The 25,050-nt window shown below is 37.6% G+C and carries 21 protein-coding genes; 4 read left to right on the top strand and 17 right to left on the bottom strand.

Annotated elements, in window-relative coordinates:
* Nucleotides 1-37: 37 nt before the first annotated feature.
* Nucleotides 38-889 (bottom strand): KPN_02809 family neutral zinc metallopeptidase, encoded by an 852-nt coding sequence (ypfJ, locus tag BMW64_RS13785; RefSeq protein ID WP_090000539.1) that lies wholly within the window; start codon nt 887-889, stop codon nt 38-40.
* Between the two features lie 75 nt (nt 890-964).
* On the opposite strand from ypfJ, the gene BMW64_RS13790 reads away from it, so the two are divergent.
* Genes BMW64_RS13790 through BMW64_RS13800 form a run of 3 tightly spaced genes read left to right on the top strand, consistent with a single transcriptional unit; the run spans nt 965 to nt 2,756 of the window.
* Nucleotides 965-1,291: a hypothetical protein gene (locus tag BMW64_RS13790; RefSeq protein ID WP_090000540.1), complete on the top strand. Its 327-nt coding sequence runs from the start codon at nt 965-967 to the stop codon at nt 1,289-1,291.
* On the top strand, nt 1,291-1,623 hold the full coding sequence (locus BMW64_RS13795; RefSeq protein ID WP_090000541.1) for a hypothetical protein: 333 nt from the start codon (nt 1,291-1,293) through the stop codon (nt 1,621-1,623). The genes BMW64_RS13790 and BMW64_RS13795 overlap by 1 nt, the downstream gene beginning before the upstream one ends.
* Before the next feature lie 2 nt (nt 1,624-1,625).
* The gene (locus tag BMW64_RS13800) at nt 1,626-2,756 is read left to right on the top strand and encodes a glutathionylspermidine synthase family protein (protein ID WP_090000542.1); all 1,131 of its coding nucleotides are present in this window, start codon (nt 1,626-1,628) and stop codon (nt 2,754-2,756) included.
* Here BMW64_RS13800 and BMW64_RS13805 read toward each other — a convergent pair.
* From BMW64_RS13805 to BMW64_RS13865, 13 genes are all read right to left on the bottom strand, one after another.
* Entirely contained in the window at nt 2,746-4,830 is a 2,085-nt protein-coding gene (locus tag BMW64_RS13805; RefSeq protein ID WP_090000543.1) for an LTA synthase family protein, read from the bottom strand. The two genes, BMW64_RS13800 and BMW64_RS13805, sit on opposite strands and share 11 nt — an antisense overlap.
* 217 nt (nt 4,831-5,047) lie before the next feature.
* Entirely contained in the window at nt 5,048-5,566 is a 519-nt protein-coding gene (ribH, locus tag BMW64_RS13810) for a 6,7-dimethyl-8-ribityllumazine synthase (protein ID WP_090000544.1), read from the bottom strand.
* Between the two features lie 3 nt (nt 5,567-5,569).
* On the bottom strand, nt 5,570-6,277 hold the full coding sequence (locus BMW64_RS13815; protein ID WP_090000545.1) for a YfgM family protein: 708 nt from the start codon (nt 6,275-6,277) through the stop codon (nt 5,570-5,572).
* A 217-nt stretch (nt 6,278-6,494) separates the two neighbouring features.
* Nucleotides 6,495-7,031 carry an adenine phosphoribosyltransferase gene (locus BMW64_RS13820; RefSeq protein WP_090000546.1) on the bottom strand — a complete coding sequence of 179 codons (537 nt, stop codon included), beginning with the start codon at nt 7,029-7,031 and terminating at the stop codon, nt 6,495-6,497.
* A gap of 2 nt (nt 7,032-7,033) precedes the next feature.
* A complete protein-coding gene (locus tag BMW64_RS13825) occupies nt 7,034-8,221 on the bottom strand; it encodes a hypothetical protein (protein WP_090000547.1) in 1,188 nt (395 codons plus the stop codon).
* 56 nt (nt 8,222-8,277) lie between these two features.
* Complete coding sequence (locus BMW64_RS13830; RefSeq protein WP_090000548.1) at nt 8,278-9,279, bottom strand: hypothetical protein; 1,002 nt, start codon at nt 9,277-9,279, stop codon at nt 8,278-8,280.
* Nucleotides 9,280-9,308: 29 nt separating this feature from the next.
* Nucleotides 9,309-10,310: a hypothetical protein gene (locus tag BMW64_RS13835; RefSeq protein ID WP_090000549.1), complete on the bottom strand. Its 1,002-nt coding sequence runs from the start codon at nt 10,308-10,310 to the stop codon at nt 9,309-9,311.
* 147 nt (nt 10,311-10,457) lie between these two features.
* A complete protein-coding gene (locus BMW64_RS13840; RefSeq protein WP_090000550.1) occupies nt 10,458-11,789 on the bottom strand; it encodes a quinol:cytochrome C oxidoreductase in 1,332 nt (443 codons plus the stop codon).
* A gap of 8 nt (nt 11,790-11,797) precedes the next feature.
* Entirely contained in the window at nt 11,798-12,514 is a 717-nt protein-coding gene (locus BMW64_RS13845) for a c-type cytochrome (RefSeq protein WP_090000551.1), read from the bottom strand.
* Nucleotides 12,507-13,028: a DUF3341 domain-containing protein gene (locus BMW64_RS13850; protein WP_034691794.1), complete on the bottom strand. Its 522-nt coding sequence runs from the start codon at nt 13,026-13,028 to the stop codon at nt 12,507-12,509. The genes BMW64_RS13845 and BMW64_RS13850 overlap by 8 nt, the downstream gene beginning before the upstream one ends.
* Nucleotides 13,015-14,412 carry an NrfD/PsrC family molybdoenzyme membrane anchor subunit gene (gene nrfD, locus BMW64_RS13855; RefSeq protein ID WP_090000552.1) on the bottom strand — a complete coding sequence of 466 codons (1,398 nt, stop codon included), beginning with the start codon at nt 14,410-14,412 and terminating at the stop codon, nt 13,015-13,017. The genes BMW64_RS13850 and nrfD overlap by 14 nt, the downstream gene beginning before the upstream one ends.
* Nucleotides 14,413-14,437: 25 nt before the next feature.
* Nucleotides 14,438-17,500: a TAT-variant-translocated molybdopterin oxidoreductase gene (locus tag BMW64_RS13860; protein WP_090000553.1), complete on the bottom strand. Its 3,063-nt coding sequence runs from the start codon at nt 17,498-17,500 to the stop codon at nt 14,438-14,440.
* 22 nt (nt 17,501-17,522) lie between these two features.
* The gene (locus BMW64_RS13865; protein WP_090000554.1) at nt 17,523-18,890 is read right to left on the bottom strand and encodes a c-type cytochrome; all 1,368 of its coding nucleotides are present in this window, start codon (nt 18,888-18,890) and stop codon (nt 17,523-17,525) included.
* A gap of 185 nt (nt 18,891-19,075) precedes the next feature.
* On the opposite strand from BMW64_RS13865, the gene BMW64_RS13870 reads away from it, so the two are divergent.
* Nucleotides 19,076-19,615 carry a sporulation protein gene (locus BMW64_RS13870; protein WP_090000555.1) on the top strand — a complete coding sequence of 180 codons (540 nt, stop codon included), beginning with the start codon at nt 19,076-19,078 and terminating at the stop codon, nt 19,613-19,615.
* Nucleotides 19,616-19,710: 95 nt separating this feature from the next.
* On the opposite strand, the gene BMW64_RS13875 is transcribed toward BMW64_RS13870, so the two are convergent.
* The 3 genes from BMW64_RS13875 to BMW64_RS13885 all read right to left on the bottom strand — a co-directional run bounded on the left by BMW64_RS13875 (nt 19,711) and on the right by BMW64_RS13885 (nt 25,047).
* Nucleotides 19,711-20,985 (bottom strand): DUF6080 domain-containing protein, encoded by a 1,275-nt coding sequence (locus BMW64_RS13875; protein WP_090000556.1) that lies wholly within the window; start codon nt 20,983-20,985, stop codon nt 19,711-19,713.
* 66 nt (nt 20,986-21,051) lie between these two features.
* On the bottom strand, nt 21,052-22,593 hold the full coding sequence (locus BMW64_RS13880) for a protein adenylyltransferase SelO (RefSeq protein WP_090000557.1): 1,542 nt from the start codon (nt 22,591-22,593) through the stop codon (nt 21,052-21,054).
* Nucleotides 22,594-22,668: 75 nt separating this feature from the next.
* Nucleotides 22,669-25,047, bottom strand: a complete 2,379-nt coding sequence (locus BMW64_RS13885; RefSeq protein WP_090000558.1) for a penicillin-binding protein 1A — start codon at nt 25,045-25,047, stop codon at nt 22,669-22,671.
* Nucleotides 25,048-25,050 lie beyond the last annotated feature (3 nt).

A 25,050-nucleotide genomic window follows, 5' to 3' on the forward strand; every position in this document is an offset into this window, starting at 1 on the left:
TGAAGAACTCCTTCAGGGTTTTATTTTACTTATTAAATTACTTCAAAAGTTGATCGAAGGTATCACCCTGCCTGATGTCTCCGGTATTATATCCTTTCATAAACCATTCTTTACGCTGTGCAGAAGAACCATGCGTAAAGCTTTCCTGATTTACATATCCCTGAGACCGTCTCTGAATATTATCATCGCCTACCGCTTCTGCAGCATCAATAGCAGACTGGATGTCTCCTGCTTCCAGAATATGCTTTTCGGCATCTGTTCTTTTTGCCCAGAGTCCGGCATAAAAATCTGCCTGTAATTCTGTAGCCACAGAAACCCTGTTCATCTCTGCTTCGCTGTATCTACCACTTCTTCTCATTTCGTCTACTTTTTGCGTTGTCCCCAAAAGCGTCTGAACATGATGGCCAACTTCATGAGCAAGTACATATGCAACAGTAAATTCGGTTACTTTGGCTCCGAATCTTTGCTGAAGTTCATTAAAAAAGGTCATATCCATATATACTGATTGATCTGCAGGACAATAGAAAGGTCCCATCGCAGCCTGAGCTGTTCCGCAACCGGATTGTGTCGTTTCTTCAAAAAGTACAATTTTTGGAGGATCGTAAGTCATTCCGTTTTCCTTAAAAACCTGCTCCCAGGTAATAGTGTTCCATTTTCCCATCATATCAACCATTTCACCGATTTTCACTTCTTCCGGTGATAATTCTCTTTGTTCGGTCCTTGCCGACCCGGAGCCGCTTCCGGATGAAAGTATGGAAGAAGGATCTCCTCCCAGGAAAAAAATAATGGCAGCAATAATCAGTGTTCCCAGTCCGCCTCCTACTACGGCCCCGCCGCCTAGTCCACGTCTGTCTTCCACGTTGCCGCCTCTGTCGTCAGTCCATCTCATAGTTTAATTTTTTATAAAGTAAATCTATAATTATTATCTTACTAAATAATTACATTTGTACAAAATTATGCCAAAGTGAAAAGAATTAAACAAATTTCCTTAATGATCTTTTTAGTAAGTGTTTCTTCCTGTAATGAAAAAGAATATAAGGAAGATGAAGTAAATAGCATAGACAAAAAATCAGCGATAGAAACGGAGCTTTCGGTGCAGCATATCGATACGGCGGATGTTTTGATAACCAAGCACAAGATCTGGAAGGATAAAAAGCTTGTAAAAGAAATTATAAAAAGGGATACCGTTCCCAGCCTTGGAGATACGCTTATGGAAACTGAGGATAAAGATGGGATTTCCCATACCGTTCATACCAAAAAGGATTACGAATTTTATATAACAGTGCAATAATGAAAAAGTCGGGTTCTGTAAAATTACTTTTCGTAACGGGAATTCTGGCTGCCTGTTCGCAGGAAAAGCCCAAAGACGAGTGGAAGAACGAAAAAAAGGTGTATATGAGATCCGATACCACGGCCTCTTATTCCAGAACGCATGGTTTCATGCCGGGCTTTTTCTGGTATCACGCTTTCCGGCCTTACGGAGCTTACAGCAACGGTGGATATCACCGGACGGGATACTACAGTGATGCAATCAGCTCAAAATCAAATATCGGAAGAAGTTCTTATAAAGGAAGTGTAATAAGAGGCGGACTGGGCAGAAGTGGCTTCAGAGCATCATCGTAAATATGAAAAGAATAGCATCGCAATTTCGCAAAGACTGGGAAAATAAGCTTGAAAACCTGGGATTCGGATATCATTCTTTGGAAGGACTTTATTGGGATGAAAGCCATTATTATGAGTTCTCCATGCAGGAGGTTGATACACTTGAAAAGGCAACCGCCGAATTATGGCAGATGTGCCTGGAAGCAGTGGATTACATCATTGAGAAAAACCTCTGGGACCGTTTTAATATTCCCGATTGGTTTAGGAATTATATCGTCACCAGCTGGGAAGAAGACCATCCGTCTATCTATGGCAGGTTTGACTTCGGTTTTGATGGTAAAAATTTAAAACTGCTTGAGTTTAATGCGGATACGCCGACTTCACTGTATGAAGCATCTGTGATCCAGTGGTATTGGCTGCAGGAAATGTTTCCGGAGCGAGACCAGTTCAATTCGATTCATGAGAAATTAGTGGATTACTGGAAATACCTCATCCAATATATAAATCCCCGTTATATTTATTTCGCTTCATTAACGAATATTGAGGACGTTACCAACGTGGAGTATCTTCGTGACTGTGCGACACAGGCGGGCTTTGAGACGGAATTTATCCCGATTCAGGACATCGGCTGGGCAGAAGAGATCAGGGAATTTATTGCGGGAGACGGCTCGATCATGGATTATATTTTCAAACTGTATCCTTACGAGTGGATTCTTGAAGACGGCTTCGGGCAAAAGCTGGTAGAAAATGGTTTTCGCTCTCAATGGATCGAGCCGGCGTGGAAAATCCTTCTTTCATCAAAAGCGATTCTGCCTATACTTTGGGAGATGTACCCGGATCATCCTTATCTGTTGCCTGCGTATTTTGAACAGAAAGACTTAAAGGATTTCGTTAAAAAACCCATTTATTCCCGGGAAGGTGCCAACATCAGCATATATAAAAATGGGGTGCCTGTAGAACAGAATTCCGGAGTTTACGGAAAAGAAGGCTTTATTTACCAGCAGTCATTTGATCTTCCTGAGTTCGATGGAAATTATCCTGTGATCGGAAGTTGGGTAATTGGGCAAGAGTCTGCGGGAATCGGCATCAGGGAAAGTGTTCACCTGATTACCAATAACCAGAGTCGTTTTGTTCCGCATCTTATCAGCGGTTAAGCATATTCTTTTTCAGCCAGTAAGAGGTAGACTGATAAGCAGAGATTGTGGCATTCACCAATTGTTTGTCCTGATCTTTTTCTTTTAATGGGTTTTCATCAAAATAAATGTTGAATTCAGGGGAAAGATTGTTCTTCTGCTGTACCAAAGAATATTGTTTCACTTTCCGAACCGGGGAAATGATGGTTAAATAATTATCTTTAATGAGCCCTAAATCTTCATAAGTCGCAACATACGCTTTGGGCTGAAAATCTTTGGTGAAAACATCCTGTCCTAAAAATTTAGACTGATATCTAAAATTAAGCAGACCTAAAAGGGTAGGCATTACATCAATCTGCGACATGGTTTGTGTAAATTTTTGAGGCTGAATAAATCCTTCCGAAAAGATCATCGCAGGAATTTTATATTTATCCATCGGAAGTTCCGTATCTCCGGCACTTGAAGCGCAATGGTCGGCAATGATCACAAAAACTGTATTAGAATACCAGTCCTGCTTTTTAGCCATTTCAAAGAATTTTCTTAAAGAATAATCCGTGTATTTTACACCTCCTTCACGGGATTTTGCATCTCCGGGAATATCTATTTTTCCGTTCGGATAAGTGAATGGGCGGTGATTGGAAACCGTCATCCAATGATTAAAAAATGGTTTTCCAGACTTTGCCTCGGCGTTCATGGTCTGAATTGCCTTTTTTGCCATATCCTCATCTGCAACACCCCAGACATTAGCAAAGGTAATCTCTTCAGGCTTGAAATTATCTCTGTCAACGATGCTGTAGCCATTTCCTTCATAGAAATCCTTCATATTGTCGAAGTAGCTGTAACCGCCATACAGGAACTTTACGTCGTAACCTTTAGATTTAAAAACGCTTCCGGTCGTAAATTTATTTTTATTGTTTTCCCTTTTAATAATACTTTCACCAGCAGTCGGAGGAATACAGAGTGTAAGGGCCTCCAGTCCGCGAACGGTTCTGTTTCCTGTTGCATAAAGATTGGTGAACATTAGAGAGTGATCTGCAAGACTGTCTAAAAATGGAGTTATTTTCTGCGTATTGCCATAATGTTCCATAAAATCTGCCGACAAACTTTCGATAGAAATTAAAACAACATTTTTCTTTAATTCCGGTTTGTCCGGTTGAATATTTCGTTTGAGAGTTGGCGTAGAATATTGGCTTAAAAAGGTTTTTTCGGCTTCCTGTTGATTGATCACCGGGTAAAACTGGAAATAATCCAATTCATTATGCGTAAAGGCCCAATAGAATTTTGGCAATCCATTAGCCTGGATTTCTTCCTCAAAGACGTTGTCAGATTTTATTTTTGTGGTAAAATGTAATCCGACAAGACTGATTCCCACCAAAATACAAAATGAAATTAATAAAATCAGTTTTTGTTTTAAGTTAGGAAGAACCAAAAGCTCAACTTTAGTTTTTCGGTAAATATAAACTGTAAATATCGCAGCCACAGCAAATATGGCCAGGAACATAGGCACGACCGGATAACTTTCCATGATATTTCCGATAACTTCATTGGTATAAATGAGATAATCTACCGCTATGAAATTATATCTGAGTCCAAATTCGTTATAGAAGAAATACTCACTTACTGTATTAAAAACAATGAGCAAAACATAAAGAAAGACGGTGATGAAATATAGTGTATTTCTGATTTTTATACGTTTTTCCGGCAAGAACAGCATGAGACTGAAGAAAATGATTTTCAAACCAATAAAGGCGAGGGCAATTTCAGCAGCAGACCCTCCGTATTGCTTGAAAATATTGTTTGGAACTACAAGAATGTATAAAAATAAAATAGCTAATAGCCCTAAAATTATATGTCCGTAAGGCTTTTGATATTTTGAGTCTGATAAAAACAGAAAATAGAGCGCCAAAAAGGGACAGGTTAATATGAAAACCAGAGAATCATTTAAGATTCCGATCATTAAGATTTCTACGATATCAACAAAGCTAAATTCTGCTGTCGTAATGGGATGAAATATAAAAATGAGCCTTAAAGCTAATGAAATTGTAAGATAAAAAATTCCCAAATAGAGAAAGGGCTTTATTTTTTGGAGGAACATATGAACTAAATGTTAATTCCTGCAAATTTAGCAATTGGGAGTAATTTCTTATTATAAAATCATAAAATTTGAAATTAATTAAGAAATTTATAATTATTTAAAATAAAATTAAAAATTTAATATTGAAGAAAAGTAATAGCACAGCCCGTTTGCAGTATTTATAAAAAAAGAGGACCATTTTAATGATCCTCAAATATCTAAAAAATTAGGTACAAAATTATGAGTGGCCGAAACCGATATTTCCCTTTTTACCTGTCAGATTTTTTCTGAAATCGATCATTCGTAATGCCGTAACTGCTGCTTCCACACCTTTATTTCCCAAATCTCCACCACTTCTTGCAATTGACTGCTCTTTTGTGTCATCTGTAAGCACACAGAAAATAGTAGGAGTATCTGTCAGGATATTGCAATCTTTGATGCCCTGAGCAACTGCAGAACATACATAATCGAAATGAGGTGTTTCACCACGGATTACACATCCGATAGAGATTACCGCGTCATATTTGCGCTCTTTGCAAAGCTGCATGCTTGCGTAATTCAGTTCAAAAGCACCCGGAACCGGAAAAAGCTTGATGTTTTCAGATTTTACACCTTCCTTTTGAAGGATTTCCAATGCTGCATCACGAAGATTATAGGTTACAAAATCATTCCACTCAGAAAAAACAATGCCGATAGAAAACTCATCGGCATTGGTTATATGAAGTGGCTTGTAATCGGAAAGATTAACTGTTGCCATTTTTTAGTAATATTTAGTCATTTCAATATAAGAATCAGACATTCCGTTGTCGTAGTCCTGATATTTTTCATCAATCGTAGCAAAATATTTTTTAGCATCTGCTTTCTTATTAAGGCCTAAAGCCAAAATCCCTGCTTTTCTTGTAAAATAATAAGTTGTGTACGGATCGTCAGAAGCAGAAGCCGCTTTATCAAGCAATTGCAAAGCATCGTCGTTTTTATTAAGACCGGACTGTGCGTCTGCCATCGCACCATACTTCATTGCCATTAATGTTTTGTTGTCTGATGAAAACTTGTCAAGAAGATCATATGCTTCCTGGAATTTTCCTTCTTTAAATTTCAAAATTCCGGCGTTGTAAGCAGAAAGTTTACCAATGTTTGTATCAGAATATTCATTATAAGTCCCTAAGAAACCAGGATTTGCAGCAGATTTTCCTCCCAGTGCTTCTTTATCTTTACCTTCCGTAAGATTTTTCTGAGCGGCAAGGAAAGTTTTTACAGCTTCAGCATTTTTAGGAGCTACAACAAACTGCTTGTAAGCGAAGAATCCCAGAACACCTAAAACAAGTACCCCGAAAACAATACCCAACGGTTTTGAATATCTTTCAATAAATCTTTCGGTGTTTAAAGCTTCTCTGTCAAGATCTTTAAAAAACTCTACTGTTTCTTTACCTTCTTGCTCTTGTTGAGCATTCTTTGTAAGTTTTGCCATAAATTGTTAAAAATTGAATTGCAAATTTAATTGTTTCTGAATGATTTACAAAATACTTTCTGAGTATTGTTGATTTTATTTAAACAAATAAAGTGAATTCTGAATTGTTGTGTGTGAATTTATAAGAAAAATGCTTCGACAGGTGCAATATGACAGTTTAATTGCGATATGCTTAATGCAATACTGCTTTGTCATGCTGAGCTTGTCGAGGCAGCCATTAATATTCTAAAATGTGATATACTTCTGCATTGAATTTCTTCAGTTTTTCTTCTCCGTTTAATCCTTTTAAGCCAATCAGAAAACTGAATTGTGCAACTGTCGCTCCCTGTTTTTCAATCAGCTTTGCGGCTGCTTCTGTGGTACCTCCCGTTGCCAGAAGGTCATCGTGAATCAGAACTCTCTGGCCGGGTTTTATCTGCCCTTCCCGGGTTTCGATGACGGCATTTCCGTATTCAAGATCATATTTTTCTGAAATAACCGGCGGTGGCAGTTTTCCCGATTTTCTTATTAATACAAACGGAACTTCCAGAGCGACAGCAATAGCAATTCCGAAAAGATAACCACGGCTTTCAATTCCGCAGACGGCATCAACTTTTCCTTTGCTGAATGCTACCAGGTCTGCGATAACATCTTCATATAATTTCGGATCCAGGAAGATTGGCGATATATCTTTAAACTGAATTCCCGGAATCGGAAAGTCAGGAATATTTTCTATCGTTTCTTCCAGTCTGCTGATTAATTCTTGTGAAGGCATTATTAAGGATTGATTTTATAGCTGGAGATTTTCCATTCCCCGTTTACATTCTTTAAACCGAAAGTTGCTTTCAGCGAAGTTGTTCTTCCGTTTTTGTCGGTAACATCGTATGTTGCATTTACGCTGGCAACATTGGCATTGGACAGGTTTGTAGAAATATTTTTAACGCTTACATTTTTCACCGATCCGAATCCTGAAGTAGGGTTTGCGAAAGATTCATAGCTTCCCCAATTTGGATTGCTCGCCGCACCATAAGCGGCTTTAAGGTTTTGAGAGCTTACATTATTTAAAAATCCGGATACTACGTTTTTAGGATCTGCTGCCGGTTGTTTTGGCGTTGCCGGAGCAGTAGTAGCATTTGGATCTGTAGGAACGGTTGTTCCAGGATTATTAGGATCTATAACGGCCGGATCCTGATTAACAGCGGTAGAATCAACTACCGGCGACGTAGGCATTTTCAATAACAAAGGATTTACATCTAAACCTATTTTTGTCATTTTAAATGTTTTTGCGGTTGTTTTTACAGATACCGTGATATCAATTTTATTGTCAACGACTTTAGCAGCCGGAATGGACGAAAATTTTAAATTAAATCCTTTAAAATTATTATCCTGCATCAGATTTTTTGCAGTAGAAAGTTTTACCCCATTACTGAATACTTCAAGAGTGGCCTCAAGACCTGCTCCTGTAAATGCAACGGGATTTCCTGCATTGTCAACAAGTCGTGGAACAATCTGAATAGCAGTTGGTGCGCCTGTTCCATCATCTCCGGTAGGTCTTGTAATAATGCTCAGTGAGTTTGCTTTTACATCATTAGGATCACTTTCTTTTGCCTTGTCGTCACCGAAAATATTCATCTCTCCTAATGAAGGAGGAGCTGTACTTGCCCATTCTATGCCATTTTTCTGTGCTACTTCATCGGCCATTGCCATAATTTCCGGAACTTTTTTACCGTTGATCAACTGGCCAAGTGCTTTTAGTTCTGCTACATCGCCATCTGCATCAACTCCGAAAGTCTTTAAGATGTAGAGAGCTTCATTAAATTTTATCTGTTTAATGGTAGGAAGACTCGCCGTCATATCATTGATACTCGACTGCAGCGTTTTAGTATTGGTAGCATCTACGTGATCCTTCTTGCATGCTGTAAAAAGCAACAGGCTGAAAATTAGTAGAAAAGACAATTTTTTCATTTTTCTTCGTTTGCCACAAATTTACTAAAACGTTTATTAATGGGAGATTTTATTTTTTATTTTTCTTTTAAATCGTCTTTAAAGAACGAGCTGAAAACGGTCTGCATGTTTGGAAATGAAGCGTCTTCCCAATATTTTGAGGTGTAATGGCCTTGCTTCTTATCATACTTTACTTCGGCAATGTCTTTGTCATTACTGAAATCGAGTTCGGTCGGATAAAAATTTTTATAGGAAATGATCTGGTTATATTCGGGTTCCGTTTTATGCTTCAGTTTAAGATATTCGATTGAATTGTATTCAATAAAATCACGGAGCGATTTTTTAGAATCTTTTTCAAATGAAAAATTGGCGATGACCCGAATATCGAAAAGCCGGTATCCTAAAATGGAAAGTTCTTTTTCCTGAAGTTCTTCCCCACGTATTTCTATTTCATCTTTGGTTGGCGTTTTCAGTTCCTTTACCTTGAGTTCGCCGTTATTATATTTTTCAAGATTTCCGGCGTATTTCAATTTTGGTAAGTCTAAAAACATTCTGTAATCCCAGACTCCGACCTCTTTTTTTTCGAATGTAGCGCCTTCAAGACTGAAGATGCGGTATTGCTGTATCTTAATGTCTTTTACTTTTTTATTTTTATTGTCAAAAACATACGTTGCTATTCCATCCACATAGCAGTTAAGCACATTGTTCACGGTGACATAAGCATTAAAATTACCTTTTATCAAAAGGTACTTTGCTGGTTTATTATTTTTTACCACTACGGGCTCAATGTCCTTGATCTTTTCATCAAGTTTTACAATATCTCTATCAATCTCAGAATAAGGAATTTCTGCCAGAACAATATTTTCGTAAACAAGCCTGAATTTTTCCTGTTCTGGTTTTATCAATTGCTTATCGATTTTCCCGTCAATATCCGAAAATGCAACAATGCTTCCGTCTTTTGCAAAAACTGAAACTTTCGGAAGCGGTTTATTGGTTTTTTCAGAAATGAAAGTAATAGTTTGAGCATTGAAAAGATTTAATAAGAATGTCAAAAATAATAATAGAAGACTTTTTTTCATAGTTTTATTAAGTTAGATTGGAAGCTGTTTTACATTTCATTGGGCTTTTCTTTTAAATCGCTTTTGAAATAGCTGCTGAATACCGTCTGCATATTTGGAAAAGAAGGCTCCTGCCAGTAAGAAGTCTTGTAATTGCTGTTGCTCTTGTTAAATGTTACTCTGTTAATATCTTTGTCATTACTAAAACTAAATTCTGTCACATAAAAATTATTGTATAACGCTAATTGGTTCGGCTCTGGTTTTTCTTTATATTTAATTTTTGAGTAGCGTACATCACTATATTCCAGAAAATCTCTAAGTGTTTTTCCCGATTCTTTTTCAAAAGATAGGTTTATAATTTTTTTAAAATCATAAAGGGTTATTCCGAAAGACGTAGTTCCTTTTTCCGAGCCGATTCTATCTATTATTTCTAGTTGATCACTTTTGTCGCCCTTTAATTCTTTAATATTCTTTTTTCCGGATTTATATTCCTCGGGGTCTCCTACGTATTTAAGTTTTGGGATCTCTAACCCTGCCGTGTAAGATAAGAAAGTCCTATCCATTTCAGTCTGCAACGAAAAGATTCTGTATTGTTCTACATTCGTACTTTTAAGTTTTTTTGTTTTATTATCGAAAATATAGGTTATAATTCCGTCAGCATAGGATTTGGGTTTATTGTTGACCGTTACGTAGGCATTGAAATTTCCTTTAATAAAAATGTATTTTGCCGGCTTGTTGTTTTTTATAACGACTGCCTCGATATCTTTTATACGGTTGTCAATTTTAATAATGTCCTTATCAAAATCCGAATACGATAAGGTGGCCACCGAAACATTATCATACACCAGCTGAAATTTTTCCTGCTCGGGCTTCAATAATTGTTTATCGATTTTCCCGTCAATATCCGAATAAGCAACAATGCTTCCGTCTTTTGCAAAAACTGAAACTTTTGGCAACGGGTTGTTGGTTTTTTCAGAAACGAAAGTAATGGTTTGAGCATTGAAAAGATTTAATAAGAATGTCAAAAATAATAATAGAAGACTTTTTTTCATGATTATTTTATTATAATGATTTTTGCTTAATTATATGACAAAGAAAATTAAAAAAGGTTGCCTGAAATTTTAATTTTTTTCAATTAGTACAAAAAAAAGACTGATTGTTACAATCAGTCTTTTTCGTTTTATCTTGTTATAAACTCCTTAGAAAGGATATTCATAAATTTCAGATTCGTGAAGATAAGGGTTTCCTGTAGGAATAAGTTTAAGTTTTGATAATGCTGAAAGCACGGTAAACATAAACAAACCAACTACGAAAAGGATAGCTCCTAAGATCAACAAGAATACTTCCGGAGTTTTCCAGTATGGTCCTACCGTACCAGGCATTACCATGTTGAAGTAATCTAAAATGTGACCACAGATAACTACTACTGCCATGGTGGTAACCACTTTGTAGTTTCTCTTAATGCTGCTGCTTACTAATACCAATAAGGGTAATAAGAAGTTTACGATCAGCATTGGCAAGAAAGTAGGAGAGTAGTGTTGGAATCTTCCGAAGAAATAATTTACCTCTTCCGGAATGTTCGCATACCAGTAAAGCATAAACTGTGCAAACCAGGTATACGTCCAAAGCATACTTGTAGCAAAAAGGAATACTCCTAAATCATGTAAGTGATTATCATTGAACTGTGGAAGGAATCCGTTTTTCTTTAAATAAACACTTAAAAGAATGATTACTGCAATACCACTTGAAAGGCAACTCACCATTGAATACCAGATATACATGGTAGAATACCAGTGAGGGTCAATAGACATCAACCAGTCCCAAGCCCAAGCCGCAGAAGCAAATCCGAAGAATGCGATATATCCTACTGCCCATCTGTAAAGCATTTGATATTCTGTTCTTGATTTAGTTTCGTCAACTTTTTTAGACTGAGCCTTCAGTTTCCACGCGAAGAAAGAAGCACCCAATACATAGATAAACGTTCTTACAGCATAGAAAGGTATATTTAAGAAAATTCTTTTTTCAAATAAGATCACATCAAAATGAGCAGAATTTGGGTCTGTCAATTCAGGGTCCATCCAGTGGAAAAGGTGTCCTTGATGGGTGATGTTTAAAAGCATCAAGATGATCAAAATAGCACCACCATATGGAATATAAGAAGCGATTGCTTCCATTACTCTGGTAATGATGATTGGCCATCCTGCATGTGCAGCGTGCTGAATAGAATAGAAAAATAATACGCAGCAACTTACTCCGAAGAAAAATACAGCTACAAAATGTATTGCCGCTAAAGGTTGGTTGTGAACCTGAAGAGTTGCGTGCTCAAGATGAGCCGCATGATCCTGAGGACCTACCATTTCACTGGAGTGCGTAGGTGCATTATGACCGGAAGCGTGAACCGCCTCCATCATTTGTTCTATTTTCTCAGTGGAAATTCCTTTATTTAAAAAGAAACCGATACCAAACAGAACTAAACCTACAACAAGAAGGATTATAGAAGTTGATTTTAATTTTGGTGAAAAACTATACATTTCTTTTCTTATTTTTTAGTTTCGGTAGTCTTTGTTTCAGTTGTCGCCGGTGCTGCCGCCGTAGCTGTCGTTCCGGCAGGTGTTGCCGTAGCTGCTGCTCCTTTTTTGAAGGCATTCATGACATACATGGCTACTCTCCAACGGTCTCCTGCATTCAGTTGTCCCGCATAAGATCCCATCGCATTTCTACCGTTTGTGATCACATAATGAACAGATCCTACAGTAATTTCTCTGTCGGCGTAGTTTGGTACACCTGAGAAAGCACCTGATTGAACGATTGGTCCCTGTCCGTCTCCTCCTACACCATGACATGCTGCACAAGTATGTTCAAATAATACTTTACCTCTTTCGAGATCTTTTGCTGAGTTGGCAGGATTTAAAGGAGAGGTAGTCATGCTTTTGGAAGCATCATAACCAGCGTTATATTCATCCACATTTTTCGGAAGTAAACCTTCTTCAAAAACACCATCTTTATTTTGAGGTACAGAACCTTCTACAGGAGTAAGACCTGTTGCCCCATTATTTTTAACGAAAGCAGGGATTTCATTTTCATGATCTGAATAAGCATCCTGAGCTTTCATTAATGGATCGTAAGCTACCGGAAAATACATGTCCGGGAAATATACTAACGGGGTATTTTCTTTTGGTCCGCAAGAGTTAAGTAAAACTGTTGTTAAACCTAAAACTGCTGTAATTTTTAATACATTCTTTTTCATTTTAAGCATCTTTAACAGTTATTTCTTCAACTCCAGTTTCAATGAGTAACTGTTTTACAGATTCTACATCTTCAGTTACAAATTCCATCATGAATTTATCATCCGTTGTTCTTGGGTCCGGGTTTTGCGCAGGCGCTCCAGGATACATTTTATTTCTTACTAAGAAAGTCAATGACATCATGTGAGCGGCACAGAATACCATAAGCTCGAACATTGGTACTACGAAGGCTGGCATATTGTGTCCCCAGTCAAAAGCCGGTTTACCACCAATATTTTGAGGCCAGTCATGGTTCATTACGTACCATGTCAAAGTAGCTCCAATCGTTACTCCATAAAGAGCGTAAAGAAAAGCGGCATCAGAAATTCTTGTTTTCTTTAAACCTAAAGCTTTGTCTAGTCCGTGAACCGGAAACGGAGTGTAAACTTCGTTAATTGCGATTCCTTTATCGTTGAATGCCTTAACGCCGTTCATCAAATCGTCGTCGTCAGCATAAAGTCCGTATACAATTTTAGTGGTGCTCATCTCCTTCTTTTGCTTTATAAGTTTCACCTGAGATTTTCAAAATCGATTTTAATTCAGCCTGTGCAATTACAGGGAATGTTCTTGCATATAATAAGAATAATACAGAGAAGAATCCGATTGTTCCTAAGTATACACCCACGTCAATAATCGTTGGCTTAAACATCGTCCAAGATCCAGGTAGGTAGTCTCTTGAAAGGTTGATTACGATAATGTCGAAACGCTCAAACCACATACCAATGTTGATGATCAACGCAACGATGAATGTCCAGATAATATTCGTTCTCAATTTCTTGAACCAGAATGAAGCAGGAACAACAAGGTTACAGATAATCAATGACCAGAATGCCCACCAGTAAGGTCCAACAGCAGCACCAGGAGAAAGATAGGTGAAATCTTCAAATCTTGATCCTGAATACCATCCGATGAAATATTCTGTAGCATATGCCACTGTTACCATACCACCTGTTAAGATGATTACGATGTTCATGATTTCGATATGGTACATCGTGATGTAGTCTTCTAAATGACATACTTTTCTTGCTACCAATAAAAGCGTCTGTACCATCGCGAATCCTGAGAAGATCGCACCGGCAACGAAGTAAGGAGGATAGATCGTAGAGTGCCATCCTTTAATTACCGAAGTGGCGAAGTCAAAGGATACCGTGGTGTGTACTGAGAATACAAGCGGTGTTGCCAACCCTGCAAGAACCAAAGAAAGTTCTTCGAATCTTTGCCAGTGTTTTGCTTTACCACCCCAACCGAATGCAAGGAATGTATAAATCTTTTTAGTCCAAGGTGTTTTTGCTCTGTCTCTGATCATTGCAAAGTCAGGAATTAATCCCATGAACCAGAATACTGTAGATACTGAGAAATACGTAGAGATCGCAAATACGTCCCAAAGTAGAGGAGAGTTGAAGTTACCCCAAAGAGAACCGAACTGGTTTGGTAAAGGGAATACCCAATATCCTACCCAAACTCTACCCATGTGAATTACCGGGAAGATTGCTGCCTGTACTACCGCGAAGATCGTCATCGCTTCTGCAGATCTGTTTACAGACATTCTCCATCTTTGTCTAAATAATAATAATACTGCGGAGATAAGTGTTCCGGCGTGACCGATACCTACCCACCATACGAAGTTGGTGATATCCCAACCCCAGTTAATAGTTCTGTTAAGTCCCCATGCTCCAATACCTGTTCCGATAGTATAAGCGATACATCCGAATCCATAGATGAATAGAACTAAGGCTGCATATAATGAAATCCACCATAATTTGCCTGCTCTTTCTTCGATAGGTCGTGCAATATCTTCTGTGATATCGTGATAAGTTTTGTGACCAATAATTAGAGGTTCCCTTATCGGAGCTTCGTAATGTCCTGACATTTTTTACCTATTTATTATTTAAACTTTATTTTTCTACTCTGTTTCTTACTTTAGTGTGATAGAACACATTTGGCTTGGTTCCGATCTCTTCAAGTAAATAATATCTTCTGTCGCCAGCGTATAATTTTCTAACTTCAGATGCTTTATCATTCATGTCTCCGAACTGGATAGATCCTGTAGTACAAGCTTTAGAACATGCTGTCTGGAATTCTCCGTCTTTCACGATTCTGTTCTCTTTTTTAGCTTCGAGAATAGTCGTTTGAGTCATTTGGATACATAATGAACATTTCTCCATTACCCCTCTTGTTCTTACAACAACGTCTGGATTTAGTACCATTCTTCCAAGATCGTTGTTCATATTGAAGTCGAACTTGTCATTAAGGTTGTATGTAAACCAGTTGAAACGTCTTACTTTATAAGGACAGTTGTTTGCACAATATCTTGTACCGATACATCTGTTATAAGCCATGTGGTTTTGTCCCTGCTTACCGTGTGAAGTTGCCGCTACCGGACAAACTGTTTCACAAGGAGCATGGTTACAGTGCTGACACATTACAGGCTGGAAGATTACATCCGGATTATCAGCTGGGTGGTTCAACGCACCGCCTTCTTTGTTGAATGCTGTTCCATATAATTCTGGAACGGCCATTCCTTCTTTTAATCCTTCATATACTTCTACTTTCTGTCTTGCCGAATAGTAACGGTCAATTCTTAACCAATACATATCTCTTGACATTCTGATCTCGTCTTTTCCTACTACAGGAACGTTGTTCTCTGCCTGGCAGGCAATGATACAAGATCCACAACCTGTACAAGAGTTTAGGTCGATCGACATGTTGAAGTGAGGTCCGTCCGTATCATCGAAAGCATCCCAAAGGTCAATCTTTCTTGCCGGAAGAGCTCCGCTGATCGTGTGATATTCCAAAGGTTTATTCCATCCTTTATGTTCATCATCAAATGCTACGTTTAAGAAATCTGCCAAAGGAACTTCCTTAGCAATTTCGTAACGTCCCATCAATGTATTTTGAAGCTGGATCCCTGCGAATTCGTGATCTTCTCCGGTTTTTTCTAATTTAACATTAGAAACCACTAAGTTAGAACCATCAAATAAAGGATAAGCATTTACCCCTGTATCAGCTGTAGCTCCTGAGTTTTTCTTTCCATATCCAAGTGCAAGACCTACAGATCCTTCAGCTTGTCCTGGTTGTACAAATACAGGAACATCTTTTATTGTAACTCCGTTTACTGTAAGGTTTACGATAGAACCATCTAGCTGCATTCTTGCATTAAGATCGTTTTCAATTCCTAATCTTTCAGCATCTTTAGGAGACATAGTCAAATAGTTATCCCAAGACATTCTTGTGATCGGATCCGGTAATTCCTGTAACCAAGGGTTGTTGGCCTGAGTACCATCTCCCATTGCTGTTTTAGTATATAATACCAATTCTAAATCGGAAGGTTTAAAGTTTCCTAATTCAGCAGCAGCCTGGGCACCGTTACCTCCTGCATACGATAATGTAGTCGCATTGGTAGAGGCATTAAATCCGTTATATAAAGCTTTGTTGAAAGAAGTTCCTCCGAGTACGGAAGAAGCATTAGCTTTTAAATAATCGTAGTAATTGTTAGCAGCGTTGTTCTTTCCATTTTTCCAAACCAATAATGACTCTTCGATCTGTCTTGATTTGTAAATTTTCTGAATCGTTGGCTGCATTAATGAATATACTCCTGTCTGCGGTTCGATATCTCCCCAAGACTCAAGCCAGTTGGCTACAGGAATTACAGCTTTCGCTGCTTTATACATTTCATTTTTCTTATCAGCAACAGCAATTACGTAAGGAACTTTTGTTAAAGATTTTTTGAAATCTTCCCCTTTGTGGTAAGAATAAATAGGGTCTACATTGTTGGCGATCAATACACCAACCTGACCTGCATTTACCCATCCCAGGAATTCCTCGAATCTTGCTTTGTCAAATTCTTTTAATAGGTTTGCTTTACCTGTGAAAGCAGTTGAACCAAGTTTCTGGTTGATCAGGTGGGCTAAAACCTGAGCACCTTTAGAACCGTCAGCAAAAACTACTGCTTTGCTTCCTTTTGCCTGTAATTCTTTAGCGATTTCAGAAGCTGTTTTGTCTGAAGTTCCTCCACCAACGATGGCATTGTAAACCTCAACTAGAGTTTTATTTACCTGACTTGGTTTTAATCTGAATCTTTCGTCAGCATTAGCGCCAGTCAATGACATGTTTGATTCCACCTGAATGTGTCTCAACATGTTTGGTCCTGGCTTTCTTGCAGCAGCGTAAGACGATTCTAATCCTCCTCCGTTGTAATCTCCTAGGAAATCAGCCTGGAAAGCGGCAACCAATTCAGTACCTCTAAGGTCGTAAACCGGTAATGCTCTTGTTCCGAAAACTTCCTGAGCAGCATCTAATGCTGCAGCATACGGATAAGCATCATACGTTACTAACTCTGCTGTAGGATATTTTGCTTTAAATTCAGCGAATAATTTTTTGAAAGTTGGCGAAGCGAAAGAATGTGATAAAAGCACGATTCTTTTTCCTGCTGCATTAGCTTCCTCCAGTCCTTTGATGATGTAGCTGTCTACTTTATCAAAAGTTTCATCCTTACCTTCAAATTTAGGTTGTTTTACTTTATCATTGTCGTAAAGAGAAAGTACACTTGCCTGTGCTCTCGCACTTGTTTTTCCTAAATCTCCTGCTGTAGGATTTGGTTCTATTTTGATTGGTCTACCTTCTCTTGTTTTTACTAAAACACTCGCAAAGTCAAAACCATCGAAATATGTTGAAGCGTAATAATTTGGAATCCCCGGAATGATATCATGCGGTTTTACCACATAAGGGATCGTTTTGATTACCGGAGCTTCACATGCAGCTAATGTTACCGCTGCAGTAGAGAATCCTAATAGTTTTAAGAAATCTCTTCTTGAAGTACTGGATCCGTTCTTTTCAGCATCTCCAAGGAAATCTTCTACCGGAATTTCTTCCTGGAACTCTTTCTGAGCCAGCTTGTTGTTTAGAGCCGGATCTTTAAGTTCGTGAATACTTCTAAATTGTATTTTGTTTGAAGCCATTTATACTTCTAATTTTTAGTTATTAATAATGACATTTACCACACTCAAGACCTCCAATTGCATCTACAGTAATCTTACCACCATCTTTAGGGTATTGTTTTTTCAATTTGTCATGTAGATTCTTGAAGTATTCTTTATTATAACCGTTGTTCATATCAACCTCAGTAGTTCTGTGACATTCGATACACCATCCCATTGTGAAGTCATTAGCCATCTGAACAACATTCATTGTGTCAATTTTACCGTGGCAAGCTTTACACACAACATCGATTTTGTTGTTTGGATTCTTTTTGTTGAAAGAATTGATGATGGCCTGCTCACCTGCTATAACGTGCTGAGAGTGGTTGAAGTAAACGAAGTCCGGCATGTTGTGGATTCTTGTCCATTCAACCGGTTGTGTTTTACCTGTGTATTGTTGTTTTGCAGGATCCCAACCTGTAGCGGCATAGATTTTCTGGATTTCTCCGTCGTAGAAAGCTTTATCTTTTCCTGGCTCCATGTAGTGCTCTGCATTATATTCGGAAATTGTTCTGTGACAGTTCATACAAACGTTCATAGAAGGGATTTCAGATACTTTACCGTATTTAGCACTTGAGTGACAAAGCTGACAGTCGATTTTTTGTTCCCCTGCGTGAATTTTGTGAGAGAAATAGATAGGCTGTTCCGGCTTATATCCTTTGTAAACACCGATCCACATGATCCAGTTCCATACGCCGTATGCAGCTAATAATGCGAGAATTGCAATTAATCCTTTACCGATGTAATGGTATTTCTCGTAAATTTCGCTGAAAGATTTAACTCTTGTTTCGTTAAGTCCGGCAAGATCTTCGGATTGTCCTAATTTTACTAATTGTCTTAGTTTTATTAAGATCCAAACCAATAAACCTGCGATAGCTAAAAGTGAAATGATAACGATGCTTGTCGTAGCAGAATTTTGTGGTGCTGCATTTGCAGATCCTGCATTTGCGGTATCTTTGGCAGCATCGGTTTTTGCAGGTTCCGGAGCCGGAGGATTAGTTGTGTAAGCTAAGATGTCATCAATATCCTTATCCGTAAGATTTGGAAAGACCTGCATCTCAGTCTTGTTGTACTTTTCAAAAATTTCATTGGCGTACTTGTCACCGGAAGCTCTTAGCTCCTTGTTGTTTTTGATCCACTTGTGAAGCCAGTCTGTATCTACGCCACCTTCTGTCTTTACCCGTTCTACAACACCCTTCAGCGGCGGTCCTACAACTTGTTTGTCTAGTGCGTGACATGCAGTACAATTTGCTTTGAAAAGCTTCTCACCATTCTTAGGATCACCGTCCTGCCCGTAAATTGAAGCACTGGTTGATAACAATAAGCCTATTGCGATCAACGTTTGTCTATAATGCTTTCTCCAACTAATCATTTAAATTATCTTATGTTAGTAAAATATTGAACATTCAATCAATTCCGCAAAAATAATATATTTAACAGGAATTTAACGGTATATAGAAAGGGGAAAATATCATTTACGTTTAATTTGTAATTATTCTAAATAACTCAATTTGGTATAATTTTTTAATTTGTCTAAATTTGCGGAAACAAGTTTAAATGAAAAATTTGATTAAAATATTTTCGATATTACTGTTTGGAGGATTTTATACTCTTGATGCCCAACAAATTGTAAAAAAAGATACCTTAGCTGGTACCGAATTGGTTATGACCATGGATTCTAAGGTAAATACTGCTTTGGAAAGCATTGAGGATAAATGCTCAAGAACAACCAATGCAGTGATTTCCAGGGATGATGATGAAGATAGCGGAGCTTCAAAACCGACAAAAATCTATGTGCCAAACAGAGAATTGACCAATGCGGAGATCTGCAGAAAAAATCCTAGGATTTTAGGATACAAGATCCAAATTACAATTGTGAAAAGTAATGATGAAGCTAATGAGGTGAAGTCGTATTTCAGAAAAAGATTTCCAAACCTTAAAGTCGAAACTGATGCTTCTTTAAGACCTAACTATAAAATCTTGGCGGGAAGTTATTTTACTAAACAAAGTGCCGCTTCTGATTTGGCAAGAGTAAGAGAATATTTCAAATCTGCTGTAGCTGTACAATACAGAATTTTCTGTGCAGAAGCAAAATAAAAGTTTAAAGATTAAAATTAAAGCTGGGAATAATTTTCTCAGCTTTTTTTGATTTATATTGAAACAAGTTTTATTCGAATTTGATATGTTTTATTTTAATAATACCTATTTAAAAATGAAAAGAATTCGCTCATTCTCAAGTAATTGTTAGTCAGTAGATAGGCGAACATAATGCAGAAAACGGCCATTAGAAAAGATAATGTTTTTGGTGAGTTTTTATAAGAATTAATCAACCAGCCAAACATCAAAGGATATATAAAAACAAAATGCCCACCGTAGATAAAAGAGGTGTGTAATCCGAATCTCATGATGCAATGAATAACAATATCAATTATGAAGGAAATCATGAGAATCTGCGCCAGTTTATTTCTGAAATTTTTAAAATAACTCCACAAAACCAAAGCCAGTAAAACAGCAATAAATAGGTAGGGTACCCATGATAAATAAACGTCCATCAAAAGCCCCTTGTATTCATATCCCTGCATGTTATTTCTATCTGTGATAATGAAATTGGAAAACAAAACATTTCCTCCAAAAAAATAGGATAGAATCATATCCCATAAGGGTATGGAGTTTACATTTGAGAATTTTTCATACTGTTCATTTGTCTTGCTGAAAATATTTTCATATTTAAAATCGATTCTGTTCAGATACAACAGGATAAAACAAATGCAGGTTAAAATTATTCTGAAAGCAGCATTTCCAAATTTTTTCCAGTTTTTAAATATATTTTTTTCAAAGGCAACAGGAATGAATACTTTGACAATATTGGTAATCGTAAAACCGCCAATGCCAATTCCGTAAACCACCAAAGCCAACGCCGGAATTTTTTCCTCATTTCTTAGTTTTAAAGCAGAGTAATAATTGAAAAGCGTAAGTAATAATAGAGTGTAAGTGAAGTTCTCCGGGGTAAATGACAGTAAAATCGTCGTAGAAAATGATCCTAAAAAGAGAATCAGGAAAATACAGATGAATAAAGGCAGCTGAATTATATTTTTTAAATATTTAAACACCTGTACAATGCTCAAACTGACGGCAATATTACTGAACCAAGCCAATGCAAATCTGAAATTCCCATCCATTTTTCCATCTGAAAAAAGTAAGGCGAGTTTTCGGACGTACTTGAAGAAATAATAGGAGAGGGGGTGCCTTTCGAAGCTTCCGCCGGTCATGACGATAGATTTGTTATCAAAACTAAAATAGGCATCCCACGGAATCCTACTATCAAAAATAATCTTGTAATGTATGGCTATATAAGAACCGAGATAACCGTAAACAACTAGAAAGAAAAGAAAAATAATCAGTTCAATTCCGGTTGAGGGAAAAATAATCTTTAAAAGATCTATAAATTTCTTCTTGAATGTTGACACTTCGAATGTTTTTGCAAAAGTAAAATAAAAAACTCACCAAAAATGTGAGTTTTAAAATTGAATTTGTTATGAACTGCAAGAAAGCATTGAACATCCCGAAACATCATCATAATCTGACGGCCTTTTAGCTGAGAATTCCGGGTAAATTGTATGATACGGATTTTCAAGGGCATGGGTTAATTTTTCTAGCATTTCGGTTTTTCCTTCGTTGATTTCTTCAATACATTGATACAAAAGATAATTTCTCAAGATAAATTTCGGATTTGCCTTGTGCATGATTTCTAAAGATTTTTCTCTTGGAATAATATTTTTTTCCAACCTGGACTGATAATCTTTTATAAAATCCTCCAATCTGGAAATTTTTTCATTATTCAAAAAAGTATAAGAAACATTTTCAAACTGAAGCCTTAAATCCTTCTGATCATCATATTTTTCAAGCTCATTAAAAAACAGGGTGTAATCTAACTGTAAATCCTGCATCAGACTTTGCCAGTTGGTAAAAAATTTCTCATCGCTAGTCAGCAATTGATCAAAGCCAAATTTTCTGCAAAGCATTCTGTCGTGAGATTCCCAGAAATAGCTTCCATAATCGTTCAGAATATCTTCCAGAAACTTTTCATCATTGATTAAAGGATGAAGTGCATTGGCCAACTGCCAGAGATTCCACTGTGATATCTGGGCCTGTCTTCCGAAAGCATATCTTCTTCCGGGTAAATCAGTCGTGTTTGGAGTAAAATTCAGATCGTATTCGTCCATCATTGAATAAGGTCCATAATCAATAGTAAGGCCTAAAACCGACATGTTATCTGTATTCATAACGCCATGAACAAATCCTACACGGTACCATTCGACCATCAGATCAGCTGTTCTTCTGCAGACATTTTCAAAAAAATCTTTATATTTCTGATTTCCTGTTGACTGAATTTCTTTAAAATAATTTTCAATAGTGAAATCTGTAAGTTCCTGTAACGTTGTGTACTCTTTTTGTGCAGACATTAGCTCAAAATGTCCGAAACGTAAAAAGCTCTCGGCCGTTCTGATGATCACAGCTCCTTTTTCATACTGTGGATTTCCGTTGTACATGATATCCCTTACCACATCTTCTCCTGTAAAAGCTAAGCTTAAGGCTCTTGTCGTAGGAATTCCAAGATGGTGCATGGCCTCGCTCATCAGATATTCACGTAAAGAAGATCTCAGAACTGCTCTTCCGTCTGCATGTCTTGAGTAGGGAGTTGCTCCGGCTCCTTTCCATTGAATTTCATTTTTTTGTCCGGAACTGTTTGTAATTTCTCCGGCAAGAATTGCCCTGCCGTCTCCAAGTTGTCCTGCCCAATTACCAAATTGATGACCGGCATAAGCGGTTGAGTACGTTTTTATGTTTTCAGGAAGTTTATTTCCGACCAGGAAATCAAGATCCTGTTCTTCATATTTTCCTAAGCCAATTTCTTCCGAAAGTTTTTCGTTAAAAGCAATAAGTTTAGGATGATCAAAACCGACGGGACTTATTGTTGAAAATAAAACTTTAGGGGTATTTCTCTGCATCATATTGCCTGAAAAATCTCCCGGGAATTTTTTTATAAAGGTTTGTTGTATGTTTTCAATATTCATATTTCAAAGGTATTAATTAAAAAAGAAAAGACCTTCCAAATTGTTGAAAGGTCTTGTGTATTTCTAAAAGAGAATTTATTTATTGTTGAAGTCTATATCTTCGCTAGTGTTAAGGTTCTCATTTACATTTTCTTCTTTTTTGCCTGGTGTTTTAGGCCCGGAAGATTCTGCAGGTCTAGGATTTTTGATTTCGTCGAGTGTTTGCAGCCCGCCGTCATCTCCATATCCTGCTCCTAATCCTTTAAGATTCGAACAGCCGTCTTTCCATTCGGAAGGCTTTACAAATTTATCATCAGGAGAAACTCCGAGACTTTTATCTGCCCAGACTTTTTTCATGAAAATAGCCCAGATAGGAAGAGCCATTTTTGCTCCCTGACCTTCACCGGTTCCGTAAAAATGCGTTGCTCTGTCTTCCCAGCCAACCCATGCTCCGGTAGCCAGTTTCGGAACGATACCCATGAACCAACCGTCGGAATTGTTCTGTGTAGTTCCCGTTTTACCTGCAATTTCTATATCTTTTGAAATTCCTTTTCTTCCTAATTCTCCCGAAGCTGTACCATATTGTGCCACCCCTTTCATCAGTTCGATCATTGTGTAGGCATACATTGGGTTCATCACTTCTTTAGGCTCTACATTCACCTCTTTAATTACTCTACCGTTGGCATCTTCTATTCTCCAGATCATTTCCGGTTTGTTGTAGTTTCCGTAGTTGGCAAAAGTACTGTAAGCACCTACCATTTCGTAAATGGTAATATCAGATGAACCTAATGCCATCGGAAGGCTGGTCGAGATATCCTCAGTCACTCCAAGATCTCTTGCGGTCTGAATAACACTTTGGGTAGTGGTCATTTCAGCAAGACGCAGTGCTACAGGGTTTTGAGAGTGTGCCAAGGCGTCTTTTAATGTAAGCATTCCACCTCTTCCCGGTACGTGGTATGTTCCTTTGTTAAAACTTGCATTAGAAATTGTGGAACATGGAGTTAATCCTAATTTCATAATGGCAGTTGCATACACGAAAGGCTTAAATGTTGATCCTACCTGTCTTTTTCCCTGTTTAATGTGGTCGTACTGGAAGTGCTGCCAATCAATACCTCCTACCCAGGCTTTGATTTCTCCTGTTCCGGGAACCATTGACATTAAGCCGGCCTGAGCCACTTTCTTATGCCATCTGATAGAATCCCACGGAGACATTTCCACCTCTTCTTCTCCTGCCCATGTGAAACGAGATGTTTTGATCGGTTTTTTGAACTCCATCATGATGGAATCTTCTGAAACTCCGGCTGCTTTTAATTGCTTATAACGTCCGGTTCTTTTCATAGCCTGAACCATCAGATCATTGATCTGTTTGCTGTTAAGGTAATAGAATGGCCAGTCTTTTCTACCTCTCTGTTCAGCGTCGAATCTTTTCTGAAGATCGGTTAAATGCTCTCTGATAGACTCTTCGGCATACTTCTGCATTTTGGAATCAAGAGTAACGTAAATTTTTAATCCGTCTTTGTAAAGATTTAGCTTTTTACCATTCTCTTTTTCGTAATCTTTAAGATAAGCATCAATTTCTTTTCTAAGATAAAACTTGTAATAAGCAGAGTAGTCGTCGGTAATATTTTTAATCGGATGATAATCCAGCGTTATCGGTGTTGCTATTGCTTTGTCATAAGTTGCTTTATCAATATATCCGGTTTCAAACATTTGAGTTAAAACGACATCTCTTCTTTTCTTTGATCTTTCCGGGTTTCTCATTGGGTTATTGGCAATCGGTGCCTCTAACATGGCAACGAAAACAGCTGCCTCAGGAAGGGTAAGTTCAGAAGTTTTTTTATTAAAATAAATTTTTGATGCCATTTCAATACCATTGGCATTGTATGTAAAATCAAACTTATTAAAATAAAGAGTAATGATCTCTTCTTTAGTATATCTCTTTTCAAGACTTACAGCTACAGACCATTCTTTCAGCTTTTGAATAGTTCTTTTGATAGGATTTTTTGATGGCTCTTTCGTAAATAAAAGCTTAGCCAACTGTTGCGTAATCGTTGATCCTCCTCCTCTGTCTCCGCGGTATCTTACAGCTCTTAAAATGGATTTTAAGTCAATACCTGAATGTTCTTTAAATCTTTCATCCTCTTTAGCCTGTAAAGCATATATCAAATAAGGAGGAAGGTCTTTATAAATAATAGGCTGGGTTTTTTCCTTTTCGAATTTACCTAGCAAAACGCCGTCTGAAGAATAAATTTCAGAAGCTACATAAATATCCGGATTTTCAAGCTCTTTTACATCTGGCATTTCTCCTAGAAAGCCCTGTGAAACAGCAAAGAAAAGTCCTGAAATTCCTAGTACGACGGCAATAAATCCGACCCAGATAAATTTTACCCATTTTTTCCAGGCGGTATTTTTCTTTTTAGGAGGAAGAGGGAATGTTTTCCCTTTATTTCCTGTCTTTGATCTGTTTTCTTCCATTGA

Source organism: Chryseobacterium taichungense, from assembly GCF_900109935.1.
GTDB classification, from domain to species: domain Bacteria; phylum Bacteroidota; class Bacteroidia; order Flavobacteriales; family Weeksellaceae; genus Chryseobacterium; species Chryseobacterium taichungense.